The sequence below is a fragment of the Falsihalocynthiibacter sp. S25ZX9 genome (assembly GCF_041205405.1).
Taxonomy (GTDB): Bacteria; Pseudomonadota; Alphaproteobacteria; order Rhodobacterales; family Rhodobacteraceae; genus Falsihalocynthiibacter; species Falsihalocynthiibacter arcticus.
Genome location: NZ_JBGFCD010000007.1, coordinates 90,738 through 112,867, shown reverse-complemented (window position 1 = coordinate 112,867; position 22,130 = coordinate 90,738). Strand labels below are relative to the sequence as shown.

Annotated in this window: 23 protein-coding genes; 15 read left to right on the top strand and 8 right to left on the bottom strand. The window is 53.4% G+C overall.

All coding sequences use genetic code 11. The features are described 5' to 3' along the window. Nucleotides 1-53: 53 nt before the first annotated feature. Entirely contained in the window at nt 54-941 is an 888-nt protein-coding gene (gene yghX, locus AB9F29_RS09920) for a YghX family hydrolase (RefSeq protein WP_369755533.1), read from the bottom strand. 283 nt (nt 942-1,224) lie between these two features. Between yghX and AB9F29_RS09915 the strand changes: the two genes are divergently transcribed. From AB9F29_RS09915 to AB9F29_RS09900, 4 genes are all read left to right on the top strand, one after another. After that, entirely contained in the window at nt 1,225-2,166 is a 942-nt protein-coding gene (locus AB9F29_RS09915) for a hypothetical protein (RefSeq protein ID WP_369755532.1), read from the top strand. A 455-nt stretch (nt 2,167-2,621) separates the two neighbouring features. Further along, nucleotides 2,622-3,617, top strand: coding sequence for a TRAP transporter substrate-binding protein (locus AB9F29_RS09910; RefSeq protein ID WP_369755531.1), 996 nt, complete (start codon nt 2,622-2,624; stop codon nt 3,615-3,617). A 63-nt stretch (nt 3,618-3,680) separates the two neighbouring features. Next, nucleotides 3,681-4,172 carry a TRAP transporter small permease gene (locus AB9F29_RS09905; protein WP_369755530.1) on the top strand — a complete coding sequence of 164 codons (492 nt, stop codon included), beginning with the start codon at nt 3,681-3,683 and terminating at the stop codon, nt 4,170-4,172. Nucleotides 4,173-4,174: 2 nt separating this feature from the next. Continuing rightward, on the top strand, nt 4,175-5,485 hold the full coding sequence (locus AB9F29_RS09900; RefSeq protein WP_039001201.1) for a TRAP transporter large permease: 1,311 nt from the start codon (nt 4,175-4,177) through the stop codon (nt 5,483-5,485). A 17-nt stretch (nt 5,486-5,502) separates the two neighbouring features. On the opposite strand, the gene AB9F29_RS09895 is transcribed toward AB9F29_RS09900, so the two are convergent. Next, nucleotides 5,503-6,276 (bottom strand): DeoR/GlpR family DNA-binding transcription regulator, encoded by a 774-nt coding sequence (locus AB9F29_RS09895; protein ID WP_369755529.1) that lies wholly within the window; start codon nt 6,274-6,276, stop codon nt 5,503-5,505. Nucleotides 6,277-6,454: 178 nt separating this feature from the next. Between AB9F29_RS09895 and AB9F29_RS09890 the strand changes: the two genes are divergently transcribed. Together AB9F29_RS09890 and AB9F29_RS09885 are read left to right on the top strand one after the other, a co-directional pair. After that, nucleotides 6,455-7,417 carry an SIS domain-containing protein gene (locus AB9F29_RS09890; RefSeq protein ID WP_369755528.1) on the top strand — a complete coding sequence of 321 codons (963 nt, stop codon included), beginning with the start codon at nt 6,455-6,457 and terminating at the stop codon, nt 7,415-7,417. Further along, on the top strand, nt 7,414-8,709 hold the full coding sequence (locus AB9F29_RS09885) for a D-tagatose-bisphosphate aldolase, class II, non-catalytic subunit (protein WP_369755527.1): 1,296 nt from the start codon (nt 7,414-7,416) through the stop codon (nt 8,707-8,709). Before AB9F29_RS09890 ends, AB9F29_RS09885 begins: the two co-directional genes overlap by 4 nt. A gap of 45 nt (nt 8,710-8,754) precedes the next feature. On the opposite strand, the gene AB9F29_RS09880 is transcribed toward AB9F29_RS09885, so the two are convergent. The 6 genes from AB9F29_RS09880 to AB9F29_RS09855 all read right to left on the bottom strand — a co-directional run bounded on the left by AB9F29_RS09880 (nt 8,755) and on the right by AB9F29_RS09855 (nt 13,712). Then, complete coding sequence (locus AB9F29_RS09880) at nt 8,755-9,246, bottom strand: SRPBCC domain-containing protein (RefSeq protein WP_369755526.1); 492 nt, start codon at nt 9,244-9,246, stop codon at nt 8,755-8,757. Beyond that, nucleotides 9,239-9,604, bottom strand: a complete 366-nt coding sequence (locus tag AB9F29_RS09875) for an ArsR/SmtB family transcription factor (RefSeq protein WP_369755525.1) — start codon at nt 9,602-9,604, stop codon at nt 9,239-9,241. The genes AB9F29_RS09880 and AB9F29_RS09875 overlap by 8 nt, the downstream gene beginning before the upstream one ends. 53 nt (nt 9,605-9,657) lie before the next feature. Next, nucleotides 9,658-10,788 carry a CaiB/BaiF CoA transferase family protein gene (locus AB9F29_RS09870; RefSeq protein WP_369755524.1) on the bottom strand — a complete coding sequence of 377 codons (1,131 nt, stop codon included), beginning with the start codon at nt 10,786-10,788 and terminating at the stop codon, nt 9,658-9,660. A 12-nt stretch (nt 10,789-10,800) separates the two neighbouring features. Then, the gene (locus tag AB9F29_RS09865; protein ID WP_369755523.1) at nt 10,801-11,934 is read right to left on the bottom strand and encodes an extracellular solute-binding protein; all 1,134 of its coding nucleotides are present in this window, start codon (nt 11,932-11,934) and stop codon (nt 10,801-10,803) included. Between the two features lie 68 nt (nt 11,935-12,002). Further along, entirely contained in the window at nt 12,003-12,806 is an 804-nt protein-coding gene (locus AB9F29_RS09860; protein ID WP_369755522.1) for an IclR family transcriptional regulator, read from the bottom strand. A gap of 69 nt (nt 12,807-12,875) precedes the next feature. Then, nucleotides 12,876-13,712, bottom strand: a complete 837-nt coding sequence (locus AB9F29_RS09855) for an amidohydrolase (protein ID WP_369755520.1) — start codon at nt 13,710-13,712, stop codon at nt 12,876-12,878. Nucleotides 13,713-13,830: 118 nt separating this feature from the next. Here AB9F29_RS09855 and AB9F29_RS09850 point away from each other — a divergent pair, with 118 nt between their 5' ends. From AB9F29_RS09850 to AB9F29_RS09810, 9 genes are all read left to right on the top strand, one after another. Continuing rightward, nucleotides 13,831-15,144 (top strand): sugar ABC transporter substrate-binding protein, encoded by a 1,314-nt coding sequence (locus AB9F29_RS09850; RefSeq protein ID WP_369755519.1) that lies wholly within the window; start codon nt 13,831-13,833, stop codon nt 15,142-15,144. Nucleotides 15,145-15,218: 74 nt separating this feature from the next. After that, complete coding sequence (locus AB9F29_RS09845; RefSeq protein ID WP_335584758.1) at nt 15,219-16,115, top strand: sugar ABC transporter permease; 897 nt, start codon at nt 15,219-15,221, stop codon at nt 16,113-16,115. Nucleotides 16,116-16,119: 4 nt separating this feature from the next. After that, nucleotides 16,120-16,986 carry a carbohydrate ABC transporter permease gene (locus tag AB9F29_RS09840; RefSeq protein WP_039001211.1) on the top strand — a complete coding sequence of 289 codons (867 nt, stop codon included), beginning with the start codon at nt 16,120-16,122 and terminating at the stop codon, nt 16,984-16,986. A gap of 4 nt (nt 16,987-16,990) precedes the next feature. Further along, a complete protein-coding gene (locus AB9F29_RS09835) occupies nt 16,991-18,082 on the top strand; it encodes an ABC transporter ATP-binding protein (RefSeq protein ID WP_369755518.1) in 1,092 nt (363 codons plus the stop codon). 2 nt (nt 18,083-18,084) lie between these two features. Next, on the top strand, nt 18,085-19,197 hold the full coding sequence (locus tag AB9F29_RS09830) for a mandelate racemase/muconate lactonizing enzyme family protein (RefSeq protein WP_369755516.1): 1,113 nt from the start codon (nt 18,085-18,087) through the stop codon (nt 19,195-19,197). A gap of 6 nt (nt 19,198-19,203) precedes the next feature. Beyond that, the gene (locus AB9F29_RS09825) at nt 19,204-19,536 is read left to right on the top strand and encodes an L-rhamnose mutarotase (protein ID WP_369755515.1); all 333 of its coding nucleotides are present in this window, start codon (nt 19,204-19,206) and stop codon (nt 19,534-19,536) included. Between the two features lie 12 nt (nt 19,537-19,548). Beyond that, a complete protein-coding gene (locus AB9F29_RS09820; RefSeq protein WP_369755514.1) occupies nt 19,549-20,601 on the top strand; it encodes a Gfo/Idh/MocA family protein in 1,053 nt (350 codons plus the stop codon). Then, nucleotides 20,602-20,916: a UxaA family hydrolase gene (locus AB9F29_RS09815; RefSeq protein WP_369755513.1), complete on the top strand. Its 315-nt coding sequence runs from the start codon at nt 20,602-20,604 to the stop codon at nt 20,914-20,916. Further along, the gene (locus AB9F29_RS09810) at nt 20,913-22,121 is read left to right on the top strand and encodes a UxaA family hydrolase (RefSeq protein ID WP_335584764.1); all 1,209 of its coding nucleotides are present in this window, start codon (nt 20,913-20,915) and stop codon (nt 22,119-22,121) included. Before AB9F29_RS09815 ends, AB9F29_RS09810 begins: the two co-directional genes overlap by 4 nt. The last annotated feature ends 9 nt before the right edge of the window (nt 22,122-22,130 follow it).

The following is a 22,130-nucleotide window of genomic DNA, read 5'->3' as shown; positions in this document are numbered from 1 at the left end:
ATTGCCACAAAATCTCATAGGCACCGGCATTTACGCAGATGCCTATGATGAGCTTAATTTAGGTATTTTTCGAAATGGGCGAGGGTGCGATCCCATGCCAGTGTTGCTGCGGCCTCGTCGTAGCGCGGCGTTGTGTCGTTATGGAACCCGTGATTTGCGCCTTCATAAATGAACGCCTCGTAGGTTTTTCCTTCCGCAATGAGAGCCGCCTCATAGGCGGGCCAACCTGCATTCACGCGCTCGTCCAATTCACCGTAGTGGATGAGGAGGGGGGCCTCAATCGCGGCCACTTCTTCGGCAGTGGGTTGGCGTCCATAGAAAGGCACAGCCGCCGCCAGATTTGGATAGGCCACCGCCAAAGCATTGGACACACCGCCGCCATAACAGAAGCCCACAACACCCACTTTGCCCGTACTTTGTTCGTAATCCACAAGGAATTCGAAGGCGGCAAAGAAGTCTTCCATCAGTTTGGTGCTGTCGAGTTCTTTTTGCATGTCGCGCCCGTCGTCATCATTTCCGGGATAGCCGCCAAGCGGTGTCAAACCGTCAGGGCCAAACGCAAGAAACCCCGCCTTGGCCAGCCGACGCACGACGTCTTCGATATAGGGGTTTAAACCGCGATTTTCATGCACAACCAAAACGGCGGGGAGCTTTCCAGTGGCACCCGCCGGCTTTGCCATAAGGCCTTTGATCGTGCCATGACCTTCGGGGCTTTCATACTCCACAGTCATCGTTTCAATGTCGGGGTCATCGGGGGCAACTTGTTGCGCAAGTGCATAATTTGGTTGCAAACTTTCAAGGACTGCCGTGGCAGCGACACCCGCCGCAGCATAGCGGGTCGCATTGGACAGGAACTCTCGTTTTGTCATTTTCCCATGAACGTATCCGTCGTATAATTCGAGTAATTTCGGGTTGAAATCAGATGCTTTTTTCCGGTTCATTTTAGGAACTCCCAATGTTGTTGAATGTCAAAATACAGCGTTCAAAACACAAAACAGGCCATTATTGAAGATTTGGCCAAGCCTAAATTATGGTCGAATTCTCATGGGAGTCCACTTATTTTCTGGCTCCAATAGGGGGTCTCAGGGCGCATTGGGTGTCGGATATCGTCTTTACAGAGTGTGCGTCGCGTTGCAATTATCGTTTCAAAACGGTCCTATGGGGCAATAGTTGACCGCCAATGCGTGGGCTCTCAAAGAGGGCGAAAGGTGCCGGTGTAGATAATTGGAATCTAGTTTTACAAAATTCAAAGACCGTATCTGGTTTTCCGTTGATCGCGGCACAAAACGCCTCGCAACTGCACCTAAGCCTCTTCAAGATGTTGGGTATTCCATCGTTCGGAGCGTGTTGTGGGCTGCATATTACCTACCAGGCAGTCCGCTCATGGAAACAGCTTTGGGTTTGTCAAAGGTTGTGTCGCAAGGCCCGCCACGATTGCTATATCGAGGTTTCGTAGAGCGATTTATTCTGGCGTTGCGCCGGATGGAGCGCCTGCGGTTGGGGAAGACGGATGAAATTGATCGGCTGCTCGTGATCCCAGAGGAAGCGCGGCTTAAAGCGTCACTACAGGAAGGCAAGGGCGTGTTGCTTGTCATGCCGCATTGTCATGGTTCGGTGCTGATGGTGCGCGCCTTGGCCGCGCGCTACCCAACGTTGATGCTCGTGCGCGAACCCGCAAAAGAGTCGCGCGCGATTACGCAGCGGCCCTACTACACTCATATCGGCTGCGAGTTATTTGACGTGCGGCGCAACAGCGATGCGCTTGTGGCGCGCGCGGTGCTCAAGGCACTTCGGCAAGGCAAGATCGTGGTCGGTGTGGTGGATCGGATCAAAACGGCGCCCCCTGTCGATGCTCCTGTCAACAAGAACACCGATACTGTCCGCGCTATCGTTTTTGGGGAGGCAGCGGGGGTTGTGGGGTGGCCTGCTCGGTTTGCTGCAAAATGTGATGCCGCAATCCTTCCGGTGATGGTTGAGCAAACGGCCGAATATTTGACGCTGCATTTGGGCGACGTTATCACACCGACGGATCCCCATGAAACCACTCAAAACTGGATCGCCGCGCTTGAACCGCTCCTCCGCAGATTTCCTTGCGACTGGGGGTTTGTATACGACAAACATTGGGCTCGGTTGCTGCGTAAGGCAACTAAATCGTCACATTCCTAGATTTTGGGTCGGTTACAAATATTTACAAAAAATAGATTTTTTATCTTTTCCCCCACGTCTTGAGTGGAATTTGCGACCTTTTCGAAGCCCGATAGTGCGGCGTTGGACGGGGAACCATTTGACAGCGGATGGTTTGGCCAATTTCTGGTGCGGCCGTTGCAGTTCTGAATGCAGGTCCGCTATGTCCCTTTATTTTATGTGTCTAGTCGTGATGGCCAACAGGGCGTGGAAATTGTCACGGCGTCCTATGACGTCTGGGAAGTGAGCCCTTTAATCAATGGGACCATTTTGAAAGGGTTTGCTAGAAATGGTGCTTGCCCAAAATATGTGGATCGACATGTTTATTTTCCAAAATTTAACAAATTTTGTTGACGATTTACAAATATGACGCTTATAGATGTTGGCGACGCCGCTCAACATTGAGGGAGTCACATATAGTTTCTAGGGAGGAATACATGTCTTTTTACAAATCTTTTAAGTGCATCGCAGTTTGCGCTGTGTCGGCGTCAGCGCTTTTCGCTTCTGCCGCCTTTGCCGATACGATCACGTTGCGCGGCGCGAGCATGTTTGATGAAAATCATGCCTATACAAAAACACTGAGACAGTTTGAAGAACTCGTGGCTGAATCATATGATGGTGATGTTGAGTTTGATCTGCGCTTGAATGGCGAGCTTGGGGACGAAAGCGACTTCGTGACGTTCTTGCAGCAGGGTGTTGCGATCGATTATGCTGTTATGGCGCCGTCCAATATGGCTGTTTTTGCCCCATCGATCCCCCTCATGGATATGCCGTTCCTTTTCCGCGATTTGGACCATTGGAATGCAGCCCTCTCAAGCGGTGTTATGGCACCCCTCGAGGATGAGTTGCTTGAAAAAGCAGACATCAAAATTATCGGTTATACGGGGGGCGGTGTCCGCAATTTGGCGTCCGCAGAGCCGGTCAAGGATATGGCCGATTTGATGGGTCACAAGATGCGCGTCATGGGCGCTCCGATCCAAGCGCAAATCTTCTCTGCGATCCAAGCAGCACCTTCGGCAATTGCCTATAACGAGGTTTATAACGCGATTCAGACAGGCGTGATTGCTGGATTTGAAAACGAAGCGGCGTCGATCCAGAACCTCAAGTTCTACGAAGTCGCACCAAACATCACGTTGACCCGCCATGCCATCACGGTGCGGCCCATCGTTATGAGTGGCAAAACTTTCCGTAAACTTCCAGAAGAGCTTCAAGCCGCGGTTCTTCAAGCGGGTGCCGAAGCTGGCGCATTTGGTCGCAACTTGGAAAGCACCGAAGATGGTCTCAAAATGCAAGAGATGATCGATGCGGGCCAAATTACCGTTTTAGAGTTTGCTGATCGCGACAAATTGTTGGAAATGGTGATCCCCGTACAGGACGCATATGCGACCGAATTGGGCGCGACCGACCTTCTTAAAGCAATCCGCGAGCAATAATCGCTCTCTTTGCCCCCAACGTTTTCAAGCGTTGGGGGTTCATCCATTGATCGGTAGGGCCCTATGTTCGGACGCTTTCTAGATACCTTCTGCAACGGTCTTCGTTTCTTACTCGGTTTCCTTGTTGCCGCTTTGGCAATTCCGGTCGGGATGCAAGTCATAGCGCGCTATACTGGCATTATCCCTGTCTATCTTTGGACCGAAGAACTGGCGACATTCCTGTTTGTCTGGGTGGTTATGATCGGAGCTATGGTCGCCGTTTGGGACGGAACTCATTTTGATGTGCGCGTTATTCCTGACGCCAGAAATCCCCTCCTCAAGCTTCTTCAAAATGGATTTGTCCTCGTTTTGATCGGAGCCTTCTCCCTCATTTTCGCGTGGTACGGGATCGAATACGCCAAGTTTGGATACATCCAAAACTCGGTCATGATGCGTGCGAATATGATGATTACCTATATTTCAGTCCCAATTACCGGTGTAGTTTGGATGTTTTTCACGGGCTATCGCCTGTATGAAGCTGTCGCGGAATACCGCGCTTCTACTCAGAAAGTTTAAGCATGATTGTTTCAACCGGTCTCGCCTGCGCCATTCTTGTGGGCGGGTTCATTTTCCTCGTTGCAATGCGCATTCCCGTCGCTTTTGCGCTTGGGATCGCGACAATCCCGATCGTCTTGCTGGATTTGCGGTTGACCCCGTTCATCGTTTTGGATCGGATGTTTCAGTCCTATAACTCGTTTATTTTGCTGGCTGTGCCCTTCTTTTTACTTGCTGCCAACCTGATGAATTCGGGGAAAATAACCGACAAACTGATTGACCTTGCCCGCGTTTTGACGGGCTGGATGCCTGGCGGCCTTGGGCATGTGAATGTCGCCGTGTCGATGCTTTTTGCCGGAATTTCAGGCTCCTCAACTGCTGATGCTGCGGGTTGTGGTAAAATCCTCATCCCAGCGATGGTCAAGGAAGGGTATGATACGCGGTTCGCGATTGCGCTCACGGCATGCTCATCGGTAATGGGCGTTATTATTCCGCCGAGCATCTTGATGATCGTCTGGGGCGGAGTGATGCAAACCTCTGTCGGCGCCTTGTTTTTGGCGGGTGCGACGCCGGGGTTAATGATCGGCGTCGCCTTGATGGCTACGGTCTATGGCTATGCCAAAGTTTATGATTACCCCATCATCGGTAAGCCCAGCCTGTGCGATATTTGGCATGCATTTAAGGGCTCGTTCCTTGCCTTGATGACCCCCGTTTTGGTCATTGGCGGTATTGTTGGCGGTATCGTTACCCCAACAGAAAGCGCCATTATTGCGGCCGGTTACTCCTTGATCCTTGGCATGTTTGTGTATCGGACCGTTTCGGTGCGCGACCTTGGTCATATCTTCTATGACACGGGGCGGTTCGCGTCGATTTCGCTGTTTGCGATTGGGACGGCTTCTGCGTTCGGGTGGCTTTTGGCCTTCTTTAACGTGCCGCGCCTGATCGTGGATTTCATGACGAGCCTTGAGTTCGGATCGTTCGGAACCGCCCTCGTGATCGCTGGCCTGTTCCTTTTCTTTGGTTTGTTTATTGATGCGATCCCAACGATTATCATTCTGGGCACGGTTCTATTGCCTGTTGCAACTGCCGCCGATATCCATCCAATCGTCTTTGCTATTATCGGCATTGTGTCCCTCGCATTTGGCCTCGTGACGCCGCCTTATGGGCTGTGTTTGCTGATATCTGCGTCGATTGGCGGCATGAATGTGGTGCAGGTGATGCGCGACGTTGTGATTATTCTACTGCCAATGCTCGCGATCCTGCTTCTCATCATCGTGTTCCCAGAGATCGCGCTGTGGCTGCCAAAAATGGTCATGCCCGAAACCTTTAACTAGGGGCCCGAATTGCGCATCTAGGCGTCCACATCTGCCAATTTGAATGTGAGGCCCGCGCGCGCAATGTAGCCAGCAAGTGGACTTACTGGTCTGCACTCGGAAATCAACGTGTGTTTGGCATCAAGCCGCGCGACGGCATGCGTTGCGCGGTGTCCAAACTTGCTCCTATCGGCTAAAACCGTCACATTCGCGCTGTGTTTAATCATCTGCGCGTTCATTGCGGCCTCTTCGGATTCTAGGCTGGTGAGGCGGCCTTCGTCGTCTATTGCGGTGGCTCCGAGGAACAAACGATCAAACCAAAGCCCCTCCATCATCGCAATTGCGGCGGCGCCAACCATCGACAGGTTTTCGGCACGTACACGCCCGCCAATGAGGGTGAGGTCGACATGGGGAATATGCGCAAGCTCTTGAGCTGCAACCAAGCCGTTGGTGAAAACTTTGATGGGTGCATTCAGATTGCGAATATGCGGCACCAATTGCAGGACGGTTGTACTCGCGTCTAAAAACAGCGTTTCGTCGGGCTGGATTTCCTGCGCGGCAACATAGGCGATGGAGCGTTTCGCCTCGATCTGCGCCTGTTCCCGTGCCGAAAATGCCAGTTCCTTGTGCGCCCCTGTCGCGATGCGCGCGGACCCGTGCCGCCGCTCTATTTTGCCCATTTGCTCTAATTCGATCAAGTCTCGCCGCACAGTCGCGAGCGAGGCTCCAAGGGATGTCGCGATGTCTTGAACGGATGTTTGCCCCTTAGCCAAAAGGAGCAGGAGCAGGTCAGAATGGCGGTTAGTTGTCATAAAATCCCCGTTTCTTTTAGTTTTGACACAGGAATGCGTCAATTTCAATCATAAATATGATTGACTGTGATCTTTATTTGCGTATTTTGGAGAAAACCTGATGCCGCGGGGTGACGCCTGTGACGCCTGTGACGCAGTCGAAGGCAAGCGCGCCAAAGTTTAACATAAGGAAACCAATATGAACCCGACGCTTGAAGGCATCTTTGGACAATTCCAATACTGGCGCGCAGCTCAAATGCCCGCGCCGCTTTCGCCCATGAACGGTACGCGCGTGATTGTTGGATGCGGCACATCCTACAACCTTGCGCTGGCGGTCTCCGCCGCGATGAATGCCAACGGTCTTCGTGCCATTGCCGTACCCGCTGGCGAATGGATCGTGCGCCCACAGGCCTACCTCGCGAAGGGGACGGGGGACGTCGAAGTTATCGCCCTTTCTCGCAGCGGTGAGACCACGGAAACAGTTCAGGCCGTGCTGGCAAGCCAAGCGCGGGGCCAAAAAACTATTGGCGTTACCAGTGCTCCGAAGTCCGCGTTAAGTGGGGCCGCATCCATCGCGGTGGAGTTTGAAACGCATCCCAGCGAGGGGATTGTTATGACCTCATCTGCGAGTTTGATGCTGTTGGCGGGCTACGCGATGGCGGGCCTAAAGATCGACGATATTTTGGCAGGTCGCGCTGAGGAAACCATGCGGGCCTTGGATGCGGTTCCCGTGGACGCTTACGCCAAGCGCACACATTTTGTTTTTCTCGGGGGCGGTGCAAATTACGGTGTTGCGCTCGAAGGCGCGCTCAAGCTTCAAGAAATGGCGATCTGTTACACACAGGGTTTTCATCCGGGCGAATACCGGCACGGCCCGATCAGCCTCGTTGACGAACGCACCGCTGTTGTGATGCTGTACCATGCAGATACCCGCGCTGATGAAGCGGCGTTGGTTCAGGAACTACAGGCAAAAGGCGCTTGGGTTTTAGGGCTCGGCGGCGCAGGGGATATCTCGCTAGATGTTACCAGTGCAGGGGATTTTTCGGGTGTTGAGTGCCTTCCCGCGCTGCAATTGTTGGGCGAACGCTATGCCGCCGCGCAAGGAATCGATACAACGACACCGCGCCACCTCACCAAAGTTGTCATGTTGGAGACACAATGAAACACGCCCTAGATCACTTGCTCGCCCTTCCAGAACAGCACAACCAAAAGGACTTTGTTGGCATTACGTCCGTTTGCAGCGCCAATGCGATGGTCATTGAGGCGAGCCTTTTGGAGGCGGCCGATAATGGCGGATTTGTTTTGATTGAGGCGACCTGTAATCAGGCCAATCAGGACGGCGGATACACAGGCATGACGCCACAAGACTTCCGCCAATTTGTGGCGGGTATCGCGGCCAGCGTTGATTTTCCCCTCGATAGCATCCTGTTTGGGGGCGATCATTTGGGGCCGAATCCATGGCGCAAACTTCCCGCATCCGACGCGATGGCAAAAGCCTGTGAAATGACGGCAGCCTATGCCCGCGCGGGGTTTTCCAAAATCCACTTGGACGCGAGCATGGCCTGTGCGGATGATGTAAATCCGTTGCCGCCAAAAACCATCGCAACACGCGCAGCAGAACTGGCGAAGGTGGCTGATTACGCGGCCCTAGCGGCAGGGCATTTGCCGCCCGCCTATATCATCGGAACCGAAGTGCCGGTTCCCGGAGGCGCATCGGAGGAACTCGACTTACTCGAGGTTACGACCAGCGAGGACGTAAGCGAAACCATGGTTTTGCACCAGAATGCCTTTGCAGCGCTAGGTCTTGAGGAGGCTTTTGCCCGCTCCATCGGCGTTGTCGTGCAGCCGGGTGTAGAATTTGGCCATGCCAACGTTATCCACTTTGTTCCAGAAAAAGCAGGCGCGCTCAGCAAATGGCGCAAGGAATACGCGCGGGTGGTTTTTGAAGCGCATTCAACCGATTATCAAACGCCGCAAGCCCTGCGCGCGCTCGTAACTGGCGGTTTTGCCATTCTCAAAGTGGGGCCGGGGCTGACGTTTGCCTTGCGCGAAGCTTACTACGCGCTTGATCAAATCGCCGGGGAAATTTGCGAGGGGTATGACGCTGGAACCTTGCCCGCAAAGCTAGAGCAGATCATGCTGGCGCAACCCGAATACTGGCAGGATTATTACACGGGCACCAAGGCCGCCCAGAAAATCCAGCGCCACTATAGTTATAGTGATCGCATCCGCTATTATTGGACGAATCCAGAAGCCGTCAAAGCGGTGGATGCGCTATTCGGTGCGCTCGAAGGTCTGCAAATTCCAGAGACGTTGATCAGCCAGTTTATGCCATGTCAGTATCAATCGGTTGCCCTTGGTGAGACTCCCGCACTTGCCAAAGATTTGGCCCTCGCAAGTGTGAGGCGCGCACTCGCCCCCTATAGCAACGCCTGTCGGAACGGCCTCGGATAGTCATTAGAGATATAAGGGCCGAAGCGATTTGGCCCTTATATGTGGTTACACCTTGTCGGGAATCAACGTTTCAAGAAGATCAAAGCCCTTGCCCCAACCGTTGTCCATGTTGCTCATCATTTTGGTGAAACAGGCAATTTCTGCCTCCGTTGCATCCACGGGAATTTGCTCCAACTGCACTTTGGTTTTGTCACCCTTGTCAACAAAGGAAACCGTTGTCAGAAGCGTTTTGGGCCAGTCAGGCATCATTTGGCTGGGCTGAATGTTCCAGTCCTTATCCGTGGAGGAGTGGTTCCACACCATCCGTTTGGCCGTTTCAACTTCGATAAAATCCATTCGACTGAAATCAGATTTTTCACCCCATTTCATCTCATTAAGCCAGCGCCCGCCCGCCTTGGGATCAAACTCATGGATGATCGTTTCAACACCCGGGCCGTACCAAACAGCTAAAAGTGTTGGATCCGTCCACGCTTTCCAAATCTTGGCAAGGGGGGGCTCAAATTCGCGATTATACTGGTATACTGGGAGTTTACTCATGGTCGTGGGTGTCCTTTCCGTCGTCATTTAGTGTTTCTAATAGGTGGTCGAGTTGGTCAAAACTCACCCCCCAAAACCGACGAAATTCTGTTAGCCAGTTCATGGCCTCTTTCATTGGTTCCGCTCGCAGGTACGCAGGCCGACTTTGTCGGATTTGGCCGCGCGCAATTAGCCCGGTGTTTTCCAATATTTTTAGATGTTTTGAAATCGCCGGTTGGCTGACATTAAACGGCGCAGCCAGTTCTTTGACCGTCGCTTCCCCATGGGCCAGACGGGCAAGAATGGCGCGGCGCGTCGGGTCCGAAAGTGCCGAAAACACAGCATCTAGGGTTGTTGCTTCATAGCTAATTGGTTTCATAACTAAATGGTTATATCTTGGGGGAGGCTGTGTCAACTCCCAACCCGCATAAGTTATTCCCGTTCTAGGAGCCTATTATTGGCACCCAAAAGCGGCGCGGCACCTAGTGCTTTGGGACGTACCCCATCAATGCGCAGCGGCGCGGAAAGTGTTTTGAAGTGTTCGCCGCCACGTTCCAAATCGGCAATCATATCAAGCTCCTGTAGCACGCCAGACCCCATCAATCCGTTCCAATCCATCACGGGGGCTGCCCAAATATCGGCTGCGATCATAGCCGTCATCCAATGATCGGTGGTGTTCAAAAGTAAATGATTTGCCAGCTCCGCTTTGATTGAATCGCGGTGCTTGAAGGGGTCAAGATCGTGGAACGCAGCGTCAAGATCGAGGCCGTCGCACAGGTGTTTGAGGTCGTTCATCGCCACCGCGATATGCCCATCCTCGGTGCGATACACGCCGTAGGGGGCGGATAGATAAGCGTGGGCGGGGTTGTTGTTGGGGCGTTGTGGCAGCATGCCGCCATCATTGAGGAAGGTGGTTAAAAGCTCGAATTGAAGGTCGGTGACTGCTTCGATCAAGCTGGTTTCCACTATGCCGCCTTTGCCTGTGCGTTCGCGACGGAACAAAAGGGCGAGGAGGCCCTGAGCGAGGGCAGCCCCTGCGAGGATGTCGGCAATGGGAAGGCCCATCGCAACGGGCCCATCCGTACCGCCACCCGACAGCCACATGATGCCGCTGCGGGCCTGCGCCAGTAAATCCTGACCGGGTAGTTTTTGCCAGTTATGTCCGGTTCCGTAGCCCGAGATCGAGCCGTAAACGATATCAGGTTTGCGTGCCCTAACGGCATCATACCCAAGGCCGAGGCGCTCAATCACACCCGGTCTGAAGTTTTGGATCACCACATCCGCGCTGTCGACAAGCGCCATAATTTTCTCGCGATCGGCGTCTTGTTTTAGGTCCAACTCGACCGAGGATTTGCCGCGATTGATCGCATGGAAAATCGTGCTTTCGCCGTCGATCATCACGTTGGAAACATAGAGATAACGCGACAAGTCGCCTTTGCCTTTGCGCTCCACTTTGATGACTTCGGCCCCCATGTCGGCCAGCCGCAACGAAGCATAAGGCCCCGCGAGGAACTGGCTGAAATCAAGGATGCGGATACCTTTGAGGGGGGCGTCGTAGGTCATGAAACGGTCTTTCTAAGCGAAGCTGGCGGCATAGCGCGCGTTGAGCGCCTGCATCGCGTTTGCGGGTGTGGTTTTATGTTGCAGAACATCGTTGACGATGGTGGAGCCGTCTTCCTGAAATCCCATATAGCCATCATGACGAGGGCGTAACCACGCGGATTCGTGGGTTTGGCGGGTGTTGAAATAGGCGTCCATGACGGGCGCGTTGACGGCCTCGTTGCCCCACGCCACCGCGTTTCCCGGTTGGCCATTCGATTGGGTATAGAGCGTGCTTTGACAGTCCGCCCCCGCCACCCAAAGCGCGAAGTCGACACAGATTTCGGGGTGTTTTGTCTTGGCGGAAACGGCGAGGCCTGTGCCGCCAAGGGCGGAGCCAATGGGGCCGGATTTTCCGAGGGTCGGGATGTCGGTGAAGGCAATGCGATGGGGGCGATAGGCCGCGTCGCTGTATCCTTTATAGAGGTAAATAAAGGGCGATGTGTGGAAACGATCTTCGGTGGCCATGACGTCAAGTATCGCGATCGGGTCCATATCAAAACACATAGGATCGACATGGTCGGAGACTGCCAAAAGGGCTTCAAACACCTTTTCCCCGACTTGCGCGTTCACGATCTCGTCGGGGGAGGAACCGCAGGGATGGCCGATATTGGCCGCAAGTGTATAGAAATTCATCAAGGTATGAGGCGAACGAAGCGCCCAAAGCAGGGTGCCCTCGCGGGCACGATCAACGATTTGCGCCCATGTAGTGGCGCGCTCGGTAAGGTCAGGGCGGCAAGCTTGCACCTGTGTTGCGGCGTCGACGGGCAGGGCCCATTGGTGGCCGTGCAGGTTATAACTGATGTAGCTTTTGCCGAGGGTTTCGTTTGCCAGCGCTGCGAGGCTGGCCTCAGATGCGTGTTCGTCGAGTGCCAGTAAATGGCCTTTGCCTGCCACAGAACCAACATGCGGGTGGTCAATAATCATCAGATCATAGGCGGCGGCGAGTTCGTCAACGGGGGTGGTTTCAAACCCCTGAAGCGAGCGTTTATCCCATGTAATCGAGATATTCGGGTGTTTTTGCGAAAAGGCATGTGCGGCGGCGACCACGGGATCATAGCCGCGCGGGTCCGACCAGGTCATGCCTTTTAGGTGGATAGTTGTGCTCATCTTGCCCTCCGGTTTTAGAGAGGTTACGGCACATAGTTTCAGAAGTAAAACATATTTTTATATATGATTTATGAAGTTTCCTCAAAGTCAGAAGCCCCAGCACCAATCAAATGCGACATTTGTTTTCCTGCTTGAATGAGGGCAAGGCGGGTCTCTTCCATAGTGGCGTCATTTGAAGCGACTAGCCGTTTAATAAAGGGAACCGTGATGGCTGCGATCACGTCGCCCGAGTATGAAAATACGGGGACCGAGATATTGTAGACCCCCTGAATAACCGCCGAGGGGCTCTCGCAATAGCCGTTAGCTTTGGTGGCGAGAATGTTGCGCTCAAACTGGTCCATCGCGTCGGCGGGCATGTCTTTGAGGTTTGCGCAAAGGGCGTTTCGGGCTTTTTGGGTTTTCTGATACGTCAAAACCGCGCCCGAAGCCGTAAGGATAAGTGGCACCCGCGCCCCAAGGCGTACCGAGGTAACGTTGTTGCCAGGGGGATCGGTTTGGGCAATGACGAGGATGTCGGAACTATGCAAAATCGCGAGGTGTACAGATTGGTTAAGCGTTCTGGCCAAATCCTCCATGACCTCGCCCGCAATCGCGTTCAGGCGGCGGATCGGGGGGTGACGATGGGCGATTTCAAACAGGCGCGGCGTGAGGGAGTAGCACTCGCTTTTCTGATCAAGCGCCACATAGCCACGTTCCGATAGAACGGCAAGCATGCGGAAAATCTCGCTGATGGAGCGATCCAATGCTTTGGCGATCTCGGACTTTTTCATACCTTTGCTTTGGCTGGCCAAGAGTTCGAGGATATCGAGGCCTTTGGACAGGGCAGGAGCGTTGTACTTCGCCGTTTGATTGTCGCTATCAGATTTGGGCATATGCGCTCCTTCAGTTTGAAATTTAATACCTGTTTCCCTGCAAAAGCGAAACCGTGTTTAATGGGGGTGCTAAAGGTTCCATATCCGTTTGGCGTTGTCGCGATATAGGGCTGCGCGCTCTTCGGCGCTCCAGTCCATTGTGAGGGCATGGGTCGTGGCCACCCAAGTTTCGAGACCGCCGCCCAAATTGCAAACCGGACTATCGGAGCCCCAAATGAGGCGGTCGGGACCGAAGGCTTTTGCGATGTGTTCCACATAAGGGCGGATCGTTTCGAGGGTCCAGGATTGCGCGTCAGCATAGGCGATAACGCCCGAGATTTTAGCCACAACGTTGTACCGTTTTGCGATTTCGTCGATGCCTTTCGCCCAATTCTCGATATCTCCGCCGGCGATGTCGGGCACGCCGCAGTGGTCGAGAATGAACTGAACGTCGGGGCAATGATCCACCAACGCGTTGGCTAGATGCATCTGTGCGGGCAGTACGCAGAGATCAAAAGTGAAGCGGGTATTTGAGAGCTTTTTAATGTTGTCGCGGAACAGTTTTGATTGGGAGGTTGCATCGGGCATCGTGTGCAAAACACGACGAAAGCCAAAGATAGTCGGGTTTGATTCGGCACGTTCAAGCTGTACGGCAAAGGTGGACTCTTCGGGGCGGCAGGAGGAAATCGCCCCTTTCAGGAGGCTATCGGGCGTCGCCATTAACTCCGACATGAGGTCAGTTTCGCGCTCAATTTGGTCGGGCGTGACGTCGACCTCCATGTTGAAACACCCCGAAATTCCAAGCCTTCGTGCGATACGTGTATAGGATTCAAGCTCGTTTGGCTGGTCGAGGGCGGGCACATCTTTGAGCCACGGATAGGTCAATCGGTTGGGATAAATCAGGTGTAGATGGGTGTCGAACAGCATGCGGTTCCCTTTCAAACTTCTCCAAGAGAATGATTGACTAAATATAAAAGTCAAGTTTATATGTAAAACAAGAGCGGGCGAAATAACCGTCTCGAATGTAGATCCATGGGAGGATAGAATGAATAAACGAACACTTAAAGCGCTGCTATCGGCGACGGCTTGTGCCGCAGCCATAAGCGCTGTGCCTGCGAATGCGGGCGAGTTTGACGGCGTTACGCTGCAAGCGAAATTGATTGGTGGCCAGCAATATGAGGCGCTTTATGCCCGTATCGCCGAGTGGGAAGCCGAGACAGGCGCCACCGTTGATATCATTTCCAAGAAAAACCACTTCGAGTTGGACAAAGAATTTAAATCCGACATGGCGGCTGGCACTTTGGGCTGGTGCGTTGGCTCCAACCACTCGTCTTTTGCGTCGCAATACCCAAGCCTTTACACAGATTTGACGCCTTATTTGACACCAGAACTCATTGCTGAATACGTGCCGTCTAACATTGCTGCGTCCAAAATTGGCGACGCTTTAGTGATGCTGCCGCGTGCACAATTTGACGTATCCGCCCTGTATTATCTCAAATCCGCATATGCGGATGAGGCTAATCAAGCTGCCTATAAAGAAAAAACGGGCCGTGATCTGACGCCACCTGACACATGGGACGAGTATAAAGAACAGGCGATCTTCTTTACCGACGCGCCAAACTTCTATGGCACGCAATACGCGGGTAAAGACGAAGCAATCGTTGGCCGTTTCTATGAAATGGTCGTCGCCGAAGGGGGTCAACTGTTTAACGACGACTGGACTCCTGCGTTCAATAGCGACGCTGGCAAACGGGCCCTCGCATGGTTTGTTGATCTATATGAAGCAGGCGCGGTTCCTCCCGGAACAACCTCCTATCTTTGGGATGACCTTGGTGCAGGATTTGCTTCTGGTTCCATTGCTCTCAATCTGGATTGGCCAGGCTGGGCGGGCTACTTTAACGATCCAGAAAGCTCGAAAGCTGCAGGCGATGTTGGCGTAATCGTACAGCCACAAGGCTCTGCGGGTATCCGCACCGGTTGGTCGGGCCACCATGGTTTCTCTGTGACGGAAACATGTGACAACAAAGAAGCAGGCGCGTCGCTTGTTGCTTTCCTCACAAACGAAGAGAGCCAAACTCTTGAAAGCTCTGCAGGTCCTTTGCCAACACGGACAGCCGTTTGGGAAACTGTTGTTGCCGCAGCTAAGGATGATCCCTACCAAGCAGAAGTCTTGACGGCCTTCCAAGCAGCAGCGTCTCATGCGTTCCCAGCGCCACAGACTCCTTACTGGATTGAAGCGACAAACTTGATCTACCCAGAGCTGCAAGCGGCAATTCTTGGCGACAAGACCGTCGACGAGGCACTTGAAACAGCTTCTGAAGCTGTCGATGAGATGATGCAAGAAAACGGCGTCTACTAAACTCTCGGTCCTCCGAAGCGGGGGCGGCCTTCGGGCTGCCTCCGCAATTTCCCTCCAAAGAAAAGTCTTCAGCCATGCCCCGCATTAAGCTGCCCACGTGGTTCGTGTTGCTGCTGCCGGCAATCATAATCCTTGCCTCAGTGGTTCTCGTTCCGCTTCTTCTCTCCCTGTATTCCAGCTTCACGCCGTACCGGCTGACGCGTCCCGAAACGCTCTGGAAGTGGATCGGCACCTATAATTATCAAAAAGCCATGGGAGACTGGAATTTCTGGGTCGCCTTTGGCCGCACAATTCTGCTGCTCACGGTTGCCTTGAACCTTGAAATGATCCTCGGGCTTGGTCTCGCGCTGCTCGTGAACAGGGTTACTTATGGCCAACGGGCGTTGCGCACTTTGATGATGTTCCCGATGATGTTCTCGCCCATTCTTGTTGGCTTTCAGTTCAAGTTCATCTTCAACGACAACGTTGGTCTCGTGAACAGTGCGCTGCAATCCTTGGGGCTTTCCGATACCGCGATCCCGTGGCTTGTGGATGGAAAACTGGCGTTCTTTGCCATCGTTTTTGCCGAAACTTGGATGTCGACCAGCGTGTTCGCGATCCTGATCCTCGCGGGGCTATATGCGATCCCGAGTGATCCGATGGAAGCGGCTAAAGTGGACGGCTGTACGCCGTGGCAAACCTTCCGACACATCACATTGCCTTTCATTATGCCCTTTATTTACATCGCTCTGGCTATCCGAAGCCTCGATGTAGCGCGGGCTTATGACATCGTTCAAATCATGACCAACGGCGGCCCCGCGCGGCGCACCGAGTTGTTATGGACGTTGATTGGGCGAACGGGATATGTGGACGCGAAAATGGGGTATGCCAACGCGATGGGCTATATCTCGATTATTCTCGCCGTCTTCTTCACCGTGTATTTCTTCAATAAGCTCAACGCGGCTCGTAGCGAGCTGGGCATGGCAGGATAGACCGATGGACATTAATCAAAAACACCGACTTCAGGGCTTGCTTTTAGGCTCGCTGCATAAAATCACCCTGTTTCTTGCCATGTCAATCATCTGTATTCCCGGCCTTTGGATTGTGCTGAACAGCTTCCGTCCGACCGTCGAGATTATGGCCAAACCCCCCGTTTGGATTCCCAATGAACTCAACCTCGACCACTACCGCGCGATGTTTGGCGCGGCGGGCGAGGGCGGGGTTCCCGTGGTGCAATATTTCACCAACTCGCTGATTATTTCGGTGACCTCCACGCTGATTGCGATCCTTGTTGGGATGGCGGGTGGCTATGCCTTTGCACGGTTTAAGTTCAAAGGGAAAACGTGGATTTTTATCGGCCTTATGCTAACACGCGCCGTTCCTGGTGTGGCGCTCTCCTTGCCGCTGTTCATCGTCATGGCGAAAACCGGATTGATCGATACGCATATTGGCCTGATCATTGTTTATGTCGCGATGAACGTGCCGTTTACAATCTGGTTGATTGACGGTTTCTTTCGCCAAATTCCGCATGAGTTGGCCGAAGCCGCCGAGATCGACGGCTGTACCCGTTGGCAGGCTTTTTGGCGGGTTGAATTTCCGGTCGCCCGCGCAGGGATTGCGTCGGCGGGGATCTTTGCCTTCCTGACAAGCTGGAACGAATACGCGCTGGCAAGCCAGTTGACGCGCTCCACGTTTTCAAAAACGATGCCTGTGGGTCTTCGGGATTTCACCTCGGAATTCACCATCAATTGGGGTGGCATGTGTGCCCTCGCGGTCCTTATGATCATCCCCGCTCTCATCCTAACTTTCATTGTGCAAAAGCACCTCATTGCCGGTCTTACCTTCGGCGGTGTGAAAGGATAATCCAATGGCCAAAGTCCAACTTAAAAATATCGTCAAAAACTACGGCGCCCTTGAGGTTGTCCATGGGATTAATCTCGACATTGAGCACAATGAATTTGTGGTGCTGGTCGGCCCTTCGGGGTGCGGGAAATCGACAACCCTGCGCATGATTGCAGGGCTTGAGGATATTTCCGGCGGTGAAATCTCGATTGGCGAAAACGTGGTGAATAACCTCCCGCCACGGGATCGCAATATCTCGATGGTGTTCCAAAACTACGCGCTCTATCCGCATATGACGGTGCGCGAAAACCTAGGCTTCTCGCTTAAAATTGCCAAGAAAAGCGAAGAAGAAATCGCCAAGGCCGTGGCCGAAGCCGCCAATATTCTGTCCCTGACGGAATACCTTGAGCGTAAACCCGGCGCGCTTTCTGGAGGTCAACGCCAACGGGTTGCGATGGGGCGCGCGATTGTGCGTCACCCCGATGTATTCCTGTTCGATGAACCGCTCTCAAACCTCGACGCCAAGCTGCGCGCGCAGATGCGGGTTGAGATCAAGAAACTACACCAAAAGATCAAAACCACGATCGTTTATGTGACCCACGATCAGGTCGAAGCTATGACCCTCGCGGACCGCATTGTGATCATGCGCGACGGGCATATCGAGCAACAAGGCACCCCCCTTGAAGTGTTCGAAACGCCAGTAAACACCTTTGTGGCGACCTTCATCGGCAGCCCGCCGATGAACCTGATGGATGCCACAGTTACGGCGGACGGGAAGCTTGATCTTACCGACGACGTTTTGGTTCCCGTTCCCGCCGCTTTCAAAGATAAAGTGAGCGCAGGGCAAAAAGTTGTGTTTGGTTTTCGCGCGGATAATGTGATGCCAGAAGGGCATTCCCTTCCGATGCAAGGCGAGGCGGCCAGCTTTGATATGACCATCGATCTCTCTGAACCGCTGGGCACGGAAACCCTGTTGTTTGTCACTTTGGCTGGCGTGGAAATTCAGGCGAAAATGCACAATCCGCGCCCCGTAAAGTCGGGCGAACGGTTGACCTTTCAGCTTGATCTTACACGCTGTCACTTGTTTGACGCCGCAACTCAAAAAGCACTGAGGTAACCATGGCACTGATTTCAAAAGTAGAGATATTCATGGTGGATTTGAAGCCAAAAGTGAAGCGTACTGACGCGACACAAAGCTTCGACAGCCAAGAAACGCCTTTTGTGCGGATTACCGATTCCGAAGGGCAAACGGGCCTTGGATACAGCTATACAATCGGGCAGGGCGGTGGCGCGATCATGTCGCTGTTGCGCGAAACGATGGTGCCTAAATTGATTGGCCGCGAGGCCGAAGAAATCGGGCGTATCTGGCGGGATCTTCTGTTTTCAACACATGCCACATCGGTGGGGGCGATTACCTCACTTGCGCTCGCAGCGATTGATACGGCGCTTTGGGATTTGCGTTGCAAACGCGCGGGTTTGCCCCTTTTTCAGATGTTGGGCGGAGCTAAAGACAGCGTCGCGATGTACACCACCGAAGGCGGCTGGCTTCATATCTCGACCGAGGATTTGGTCGCCGACGCTTTGGACGCACAATCCAAAGGGTTTTCCGGCTCAAAAGTCAAAATCGGCAAGCCGCATCTTTCCGAAGATCGGGCGCGTTTGGCGGCGGTCCGCGAGGCCGTGGGACCATCTTATGAAATCATGGTCGACGCCAATCAAAGCCTGAGCCGCGCCGAGGCCACCCGCCGCGCACATATGCTTGAACAGTTGGATGTCGCGTGGTTCGAAGAGCCGCTTCCCGCCGATGATGTGCTGGAACATGTGGCGCTTGCGGCGAGTACGTCGGTGCCCATTGCCGTTGGCGAAAGCATGTATTCGATCAGCCAGTTCAAAGACTATCTGGTCTCGGGCGGCGCGAGTATTGTGCAGGTCGACGTGGCCCGTATTGGCGGGATTACCCCGTGGATGAAAGTCGCGCATATGGCCGAAGCGCACAATGTGCCTGTGTGTCCGCACTTCCTTATGGAGCTGCATGTCAGCCTTGTTTGTGCCATTCCAAATGCTCCGTGGCTTGAATATATCCCGCAACTTGATGGGCTTACGAAAACCGCCATGCGGATGGAAAACGGACGCGCCTTTGCCAGTATGGAGCCGGGCCTTGGTATTGACTGGGATATGGACGCGATTGAAGCCCAAAAAATCGACGGTCTAAGCGCCAGTTTTGGTGCATAGGAGGATATGATGGAACGCATGGGAATGGTGATCGGCGTTAAGCCCGAAAACATCACCGAATATAAAAAACTGCACGCAGACGTCTGGCCTTCGGTGCTGGCGAAAATATCCGAGTGCAATATCAAAAACTACACGATCTTTCTGCGCGAGCCGGAAAACCTGTTGTTTGGTTATTGGGAGTATCACGGCAGCGATTTTGCCGCTGATGCCGCAATTATGGCCGCCGACTCTGAAACCCAACGCTGGTGGGAAATTTGTATGCCTATGCAGGCGCCGCTTGAAACACGGGGGCCAGAGGATTGGTGGGCGATGATGGAAAACGTGTTCCACATTGACTGAACGGAAAACGACATGACGCTCAATTTGCAGCAACATTGGCCAAAAGCCACCAACCCGCTCCCCATCGTGATCTTTGGGGCGGGTTCGATTGTGACGGATGCGCATTTACCGGCCTATGATAAGGCGGGCTATCAGGTTGCGGGTGTTTTTGATCCTGACCTTGAGAAAGCGCGTTTAGTTGCCGCCCGATTTGGCTGCGCCGTTTTTGAAACGGCCGAGGAAGCCGCCGAACAGCGTAACGTGATTTTCGATCTCGCGACTCCCCCTGATGCGCATGCAAAAATCTTACGTAGCCTGCCAGATGGAGCAGTGGTGTTGCTGCAAAAACCAATGGGCAGTGATTTAGCACAAGCCACTGAAATTCTCGTGGTTTGTCGCGCCAAAAACCTAAAAGCGGCGGTAAATTTCCAGCTTAGATTTGCGCCGATGATGTTGGCGTTAAAAGACGCCGTGGATCAGGGGTTGCTTGGCGAGATCGTCGATTTTGATGCATGGCTTGCGCTGGACACGCCTTGGGGGCTTTGGAAGTTTTTGGAGCCATTGCCACGGGTCGAAATTCTGCTCCATTCCATCCACTATCTTGATTTCATTCGCAGTATTCTGGGTGATCCCAACGGCGTTCATGCCAAAACTATGGGGCACCCGAGCAGCAAAATCGCCCAATCCCGCACGGCGGCAATCCTTGATTATGGCGATACCGTCCGCTGTGCTCTGTCGGTCAATCATAACCACAGTTTTGGTCGCAAATATCAGGCCTGCGAATTTCGGATATGCGGCACTAAAGGGGCGGCCTATGTTCAGCTTGGCGTGAACCTTGATTATCCTCGCGGTGAGCCGGATATCCTGTCGATAAATACAGGCGACGGGTGGACAGAAATCCCCCTCACAGGCGCGTGGTTTATTGATGCTTTCGCCAGTCGCATGAGCCAGTTGCAACGGTTTGCAACCCAAGAAGACCCAAATTTGATCAGTTCCGTCGAAGATGCATGGAACACGATGGCGCTTGTTGAAGCTGCCTATGAAAGCAGTGCAACTCCCGCGACACAGATTGCAAGGAAGCCCTAAATGCCCGCAGAGAATTTTATAAAATTACATGAAAAAGATAACGTGTTTGTCGCCCTGCGTGGGGTGGCAAAAGGCACGATTGTTCAGATCGGGGCGAACAGTTTCCCGACCGTCCAAGATGTCTCGCTGGCGCATAAAATTGCTGCGCGTGACATCACCTCAGGGGAGGTGATTTACAAATATGGCATGCCCATCGGAACGGCGACACAGGATATTTCGGCAGGCAATAACGTGCATGTGCACAACGTCAAAAGCAATTATACCGCAACCGTTTATCGCGCTGAAGAAAGTGGCGTTAGCGAGGATAGCATATGACTCAGACCTTTCAAGGATACGCGCGTCAAGATGGGCGCAAGGGCATTCGCAATGTCGTCGCCGTTGTTTATTTAGTGGAATGCGCGCATTTCGTGAGCCGCAAGATCACGGAGAAATTTGGCGAGAACGAGGTCCATCTGATCGGGTTTCCGGGTTGTTTTCCAAACGCTTATGCCCAAAATATGATGGAGAAACTCTGTACGCACCAAAACGTTGGCGCTGTGCTTTTGGTCTCTTTGGGTTGCGAGAGTTTCAACCGTGCACAACTTGAAAGCGTCATTCGCGCATCTGGTCGCCCTGTCGAAACTTTGGTCATCCAAAAGTCTGGCGGAACGGCAACAACGATCTCGGCAGGGCGCGCATGGATTGAGAAAACACTCTCCGAAATCGCCGATGTTCCCCGCGTGGAGATGCAGGTAAAAGACCTCATTATCGGCACGATCTGTGGCGGTTCCGACGGGACCAGCGGGATTTCGGGCAACCCGGCTGCGGGCCGCGCCTTTGATAAATTGGTCGCCCAAGGGGCTGCGTGTATCTTTGAGGAAACCGGCGAACTTATTGGCTGTGAAGACATCATGGCCGCGCGCGCCGCGACACCTGAATTGGCCCAAGAATTGCGCAATGCAGTGGCCAAGGCCGAGGCCTATTACGACACCCTCGGTTTTGGGAGCTTTGCGTCCGGAAATGCCTCGGGTGGCCTGACGACGATTGAGGAAAAATCACTTGGCGCTTATGTAAAATCCGGAAGTTCACCGATTTCTGGCCTGATCAAGCCGGGCGATATACCCCCAACGGGCGGGCTTTATCTGATGGATGTTGTGCCGGATGGAGAGGTGCGCTTTGGCTTCCCGAATATTGCGGATAACGCCGAGATCACCGAAATGATCGCTTCAGGCGCGCATATGACGCTCTTTGTGACGGGACGTGGCTCTGTTGTAGGGTCGGCCCTTGCGCCGGTGATTAAAATTTGCGCAAATCCAGATACTTATCGCGCCTTGAGGGATGACATGGACGTCAATGCGGGCGCGATTATTGAGGGGGAAAAGACCCTCGAAGAAGTCGGACAAGAGATATTTGACACTATCATCGCAACAGCAGATGGTGCAAAAACCAAATCTGAAGAATTAGGTCATCAGGAATTTATCCTGACCTACAAATCATTTGAACCCATCGGGCCTGCGTGTTTGCCGGCTTCGGCGCGTTAATCCAAGGAG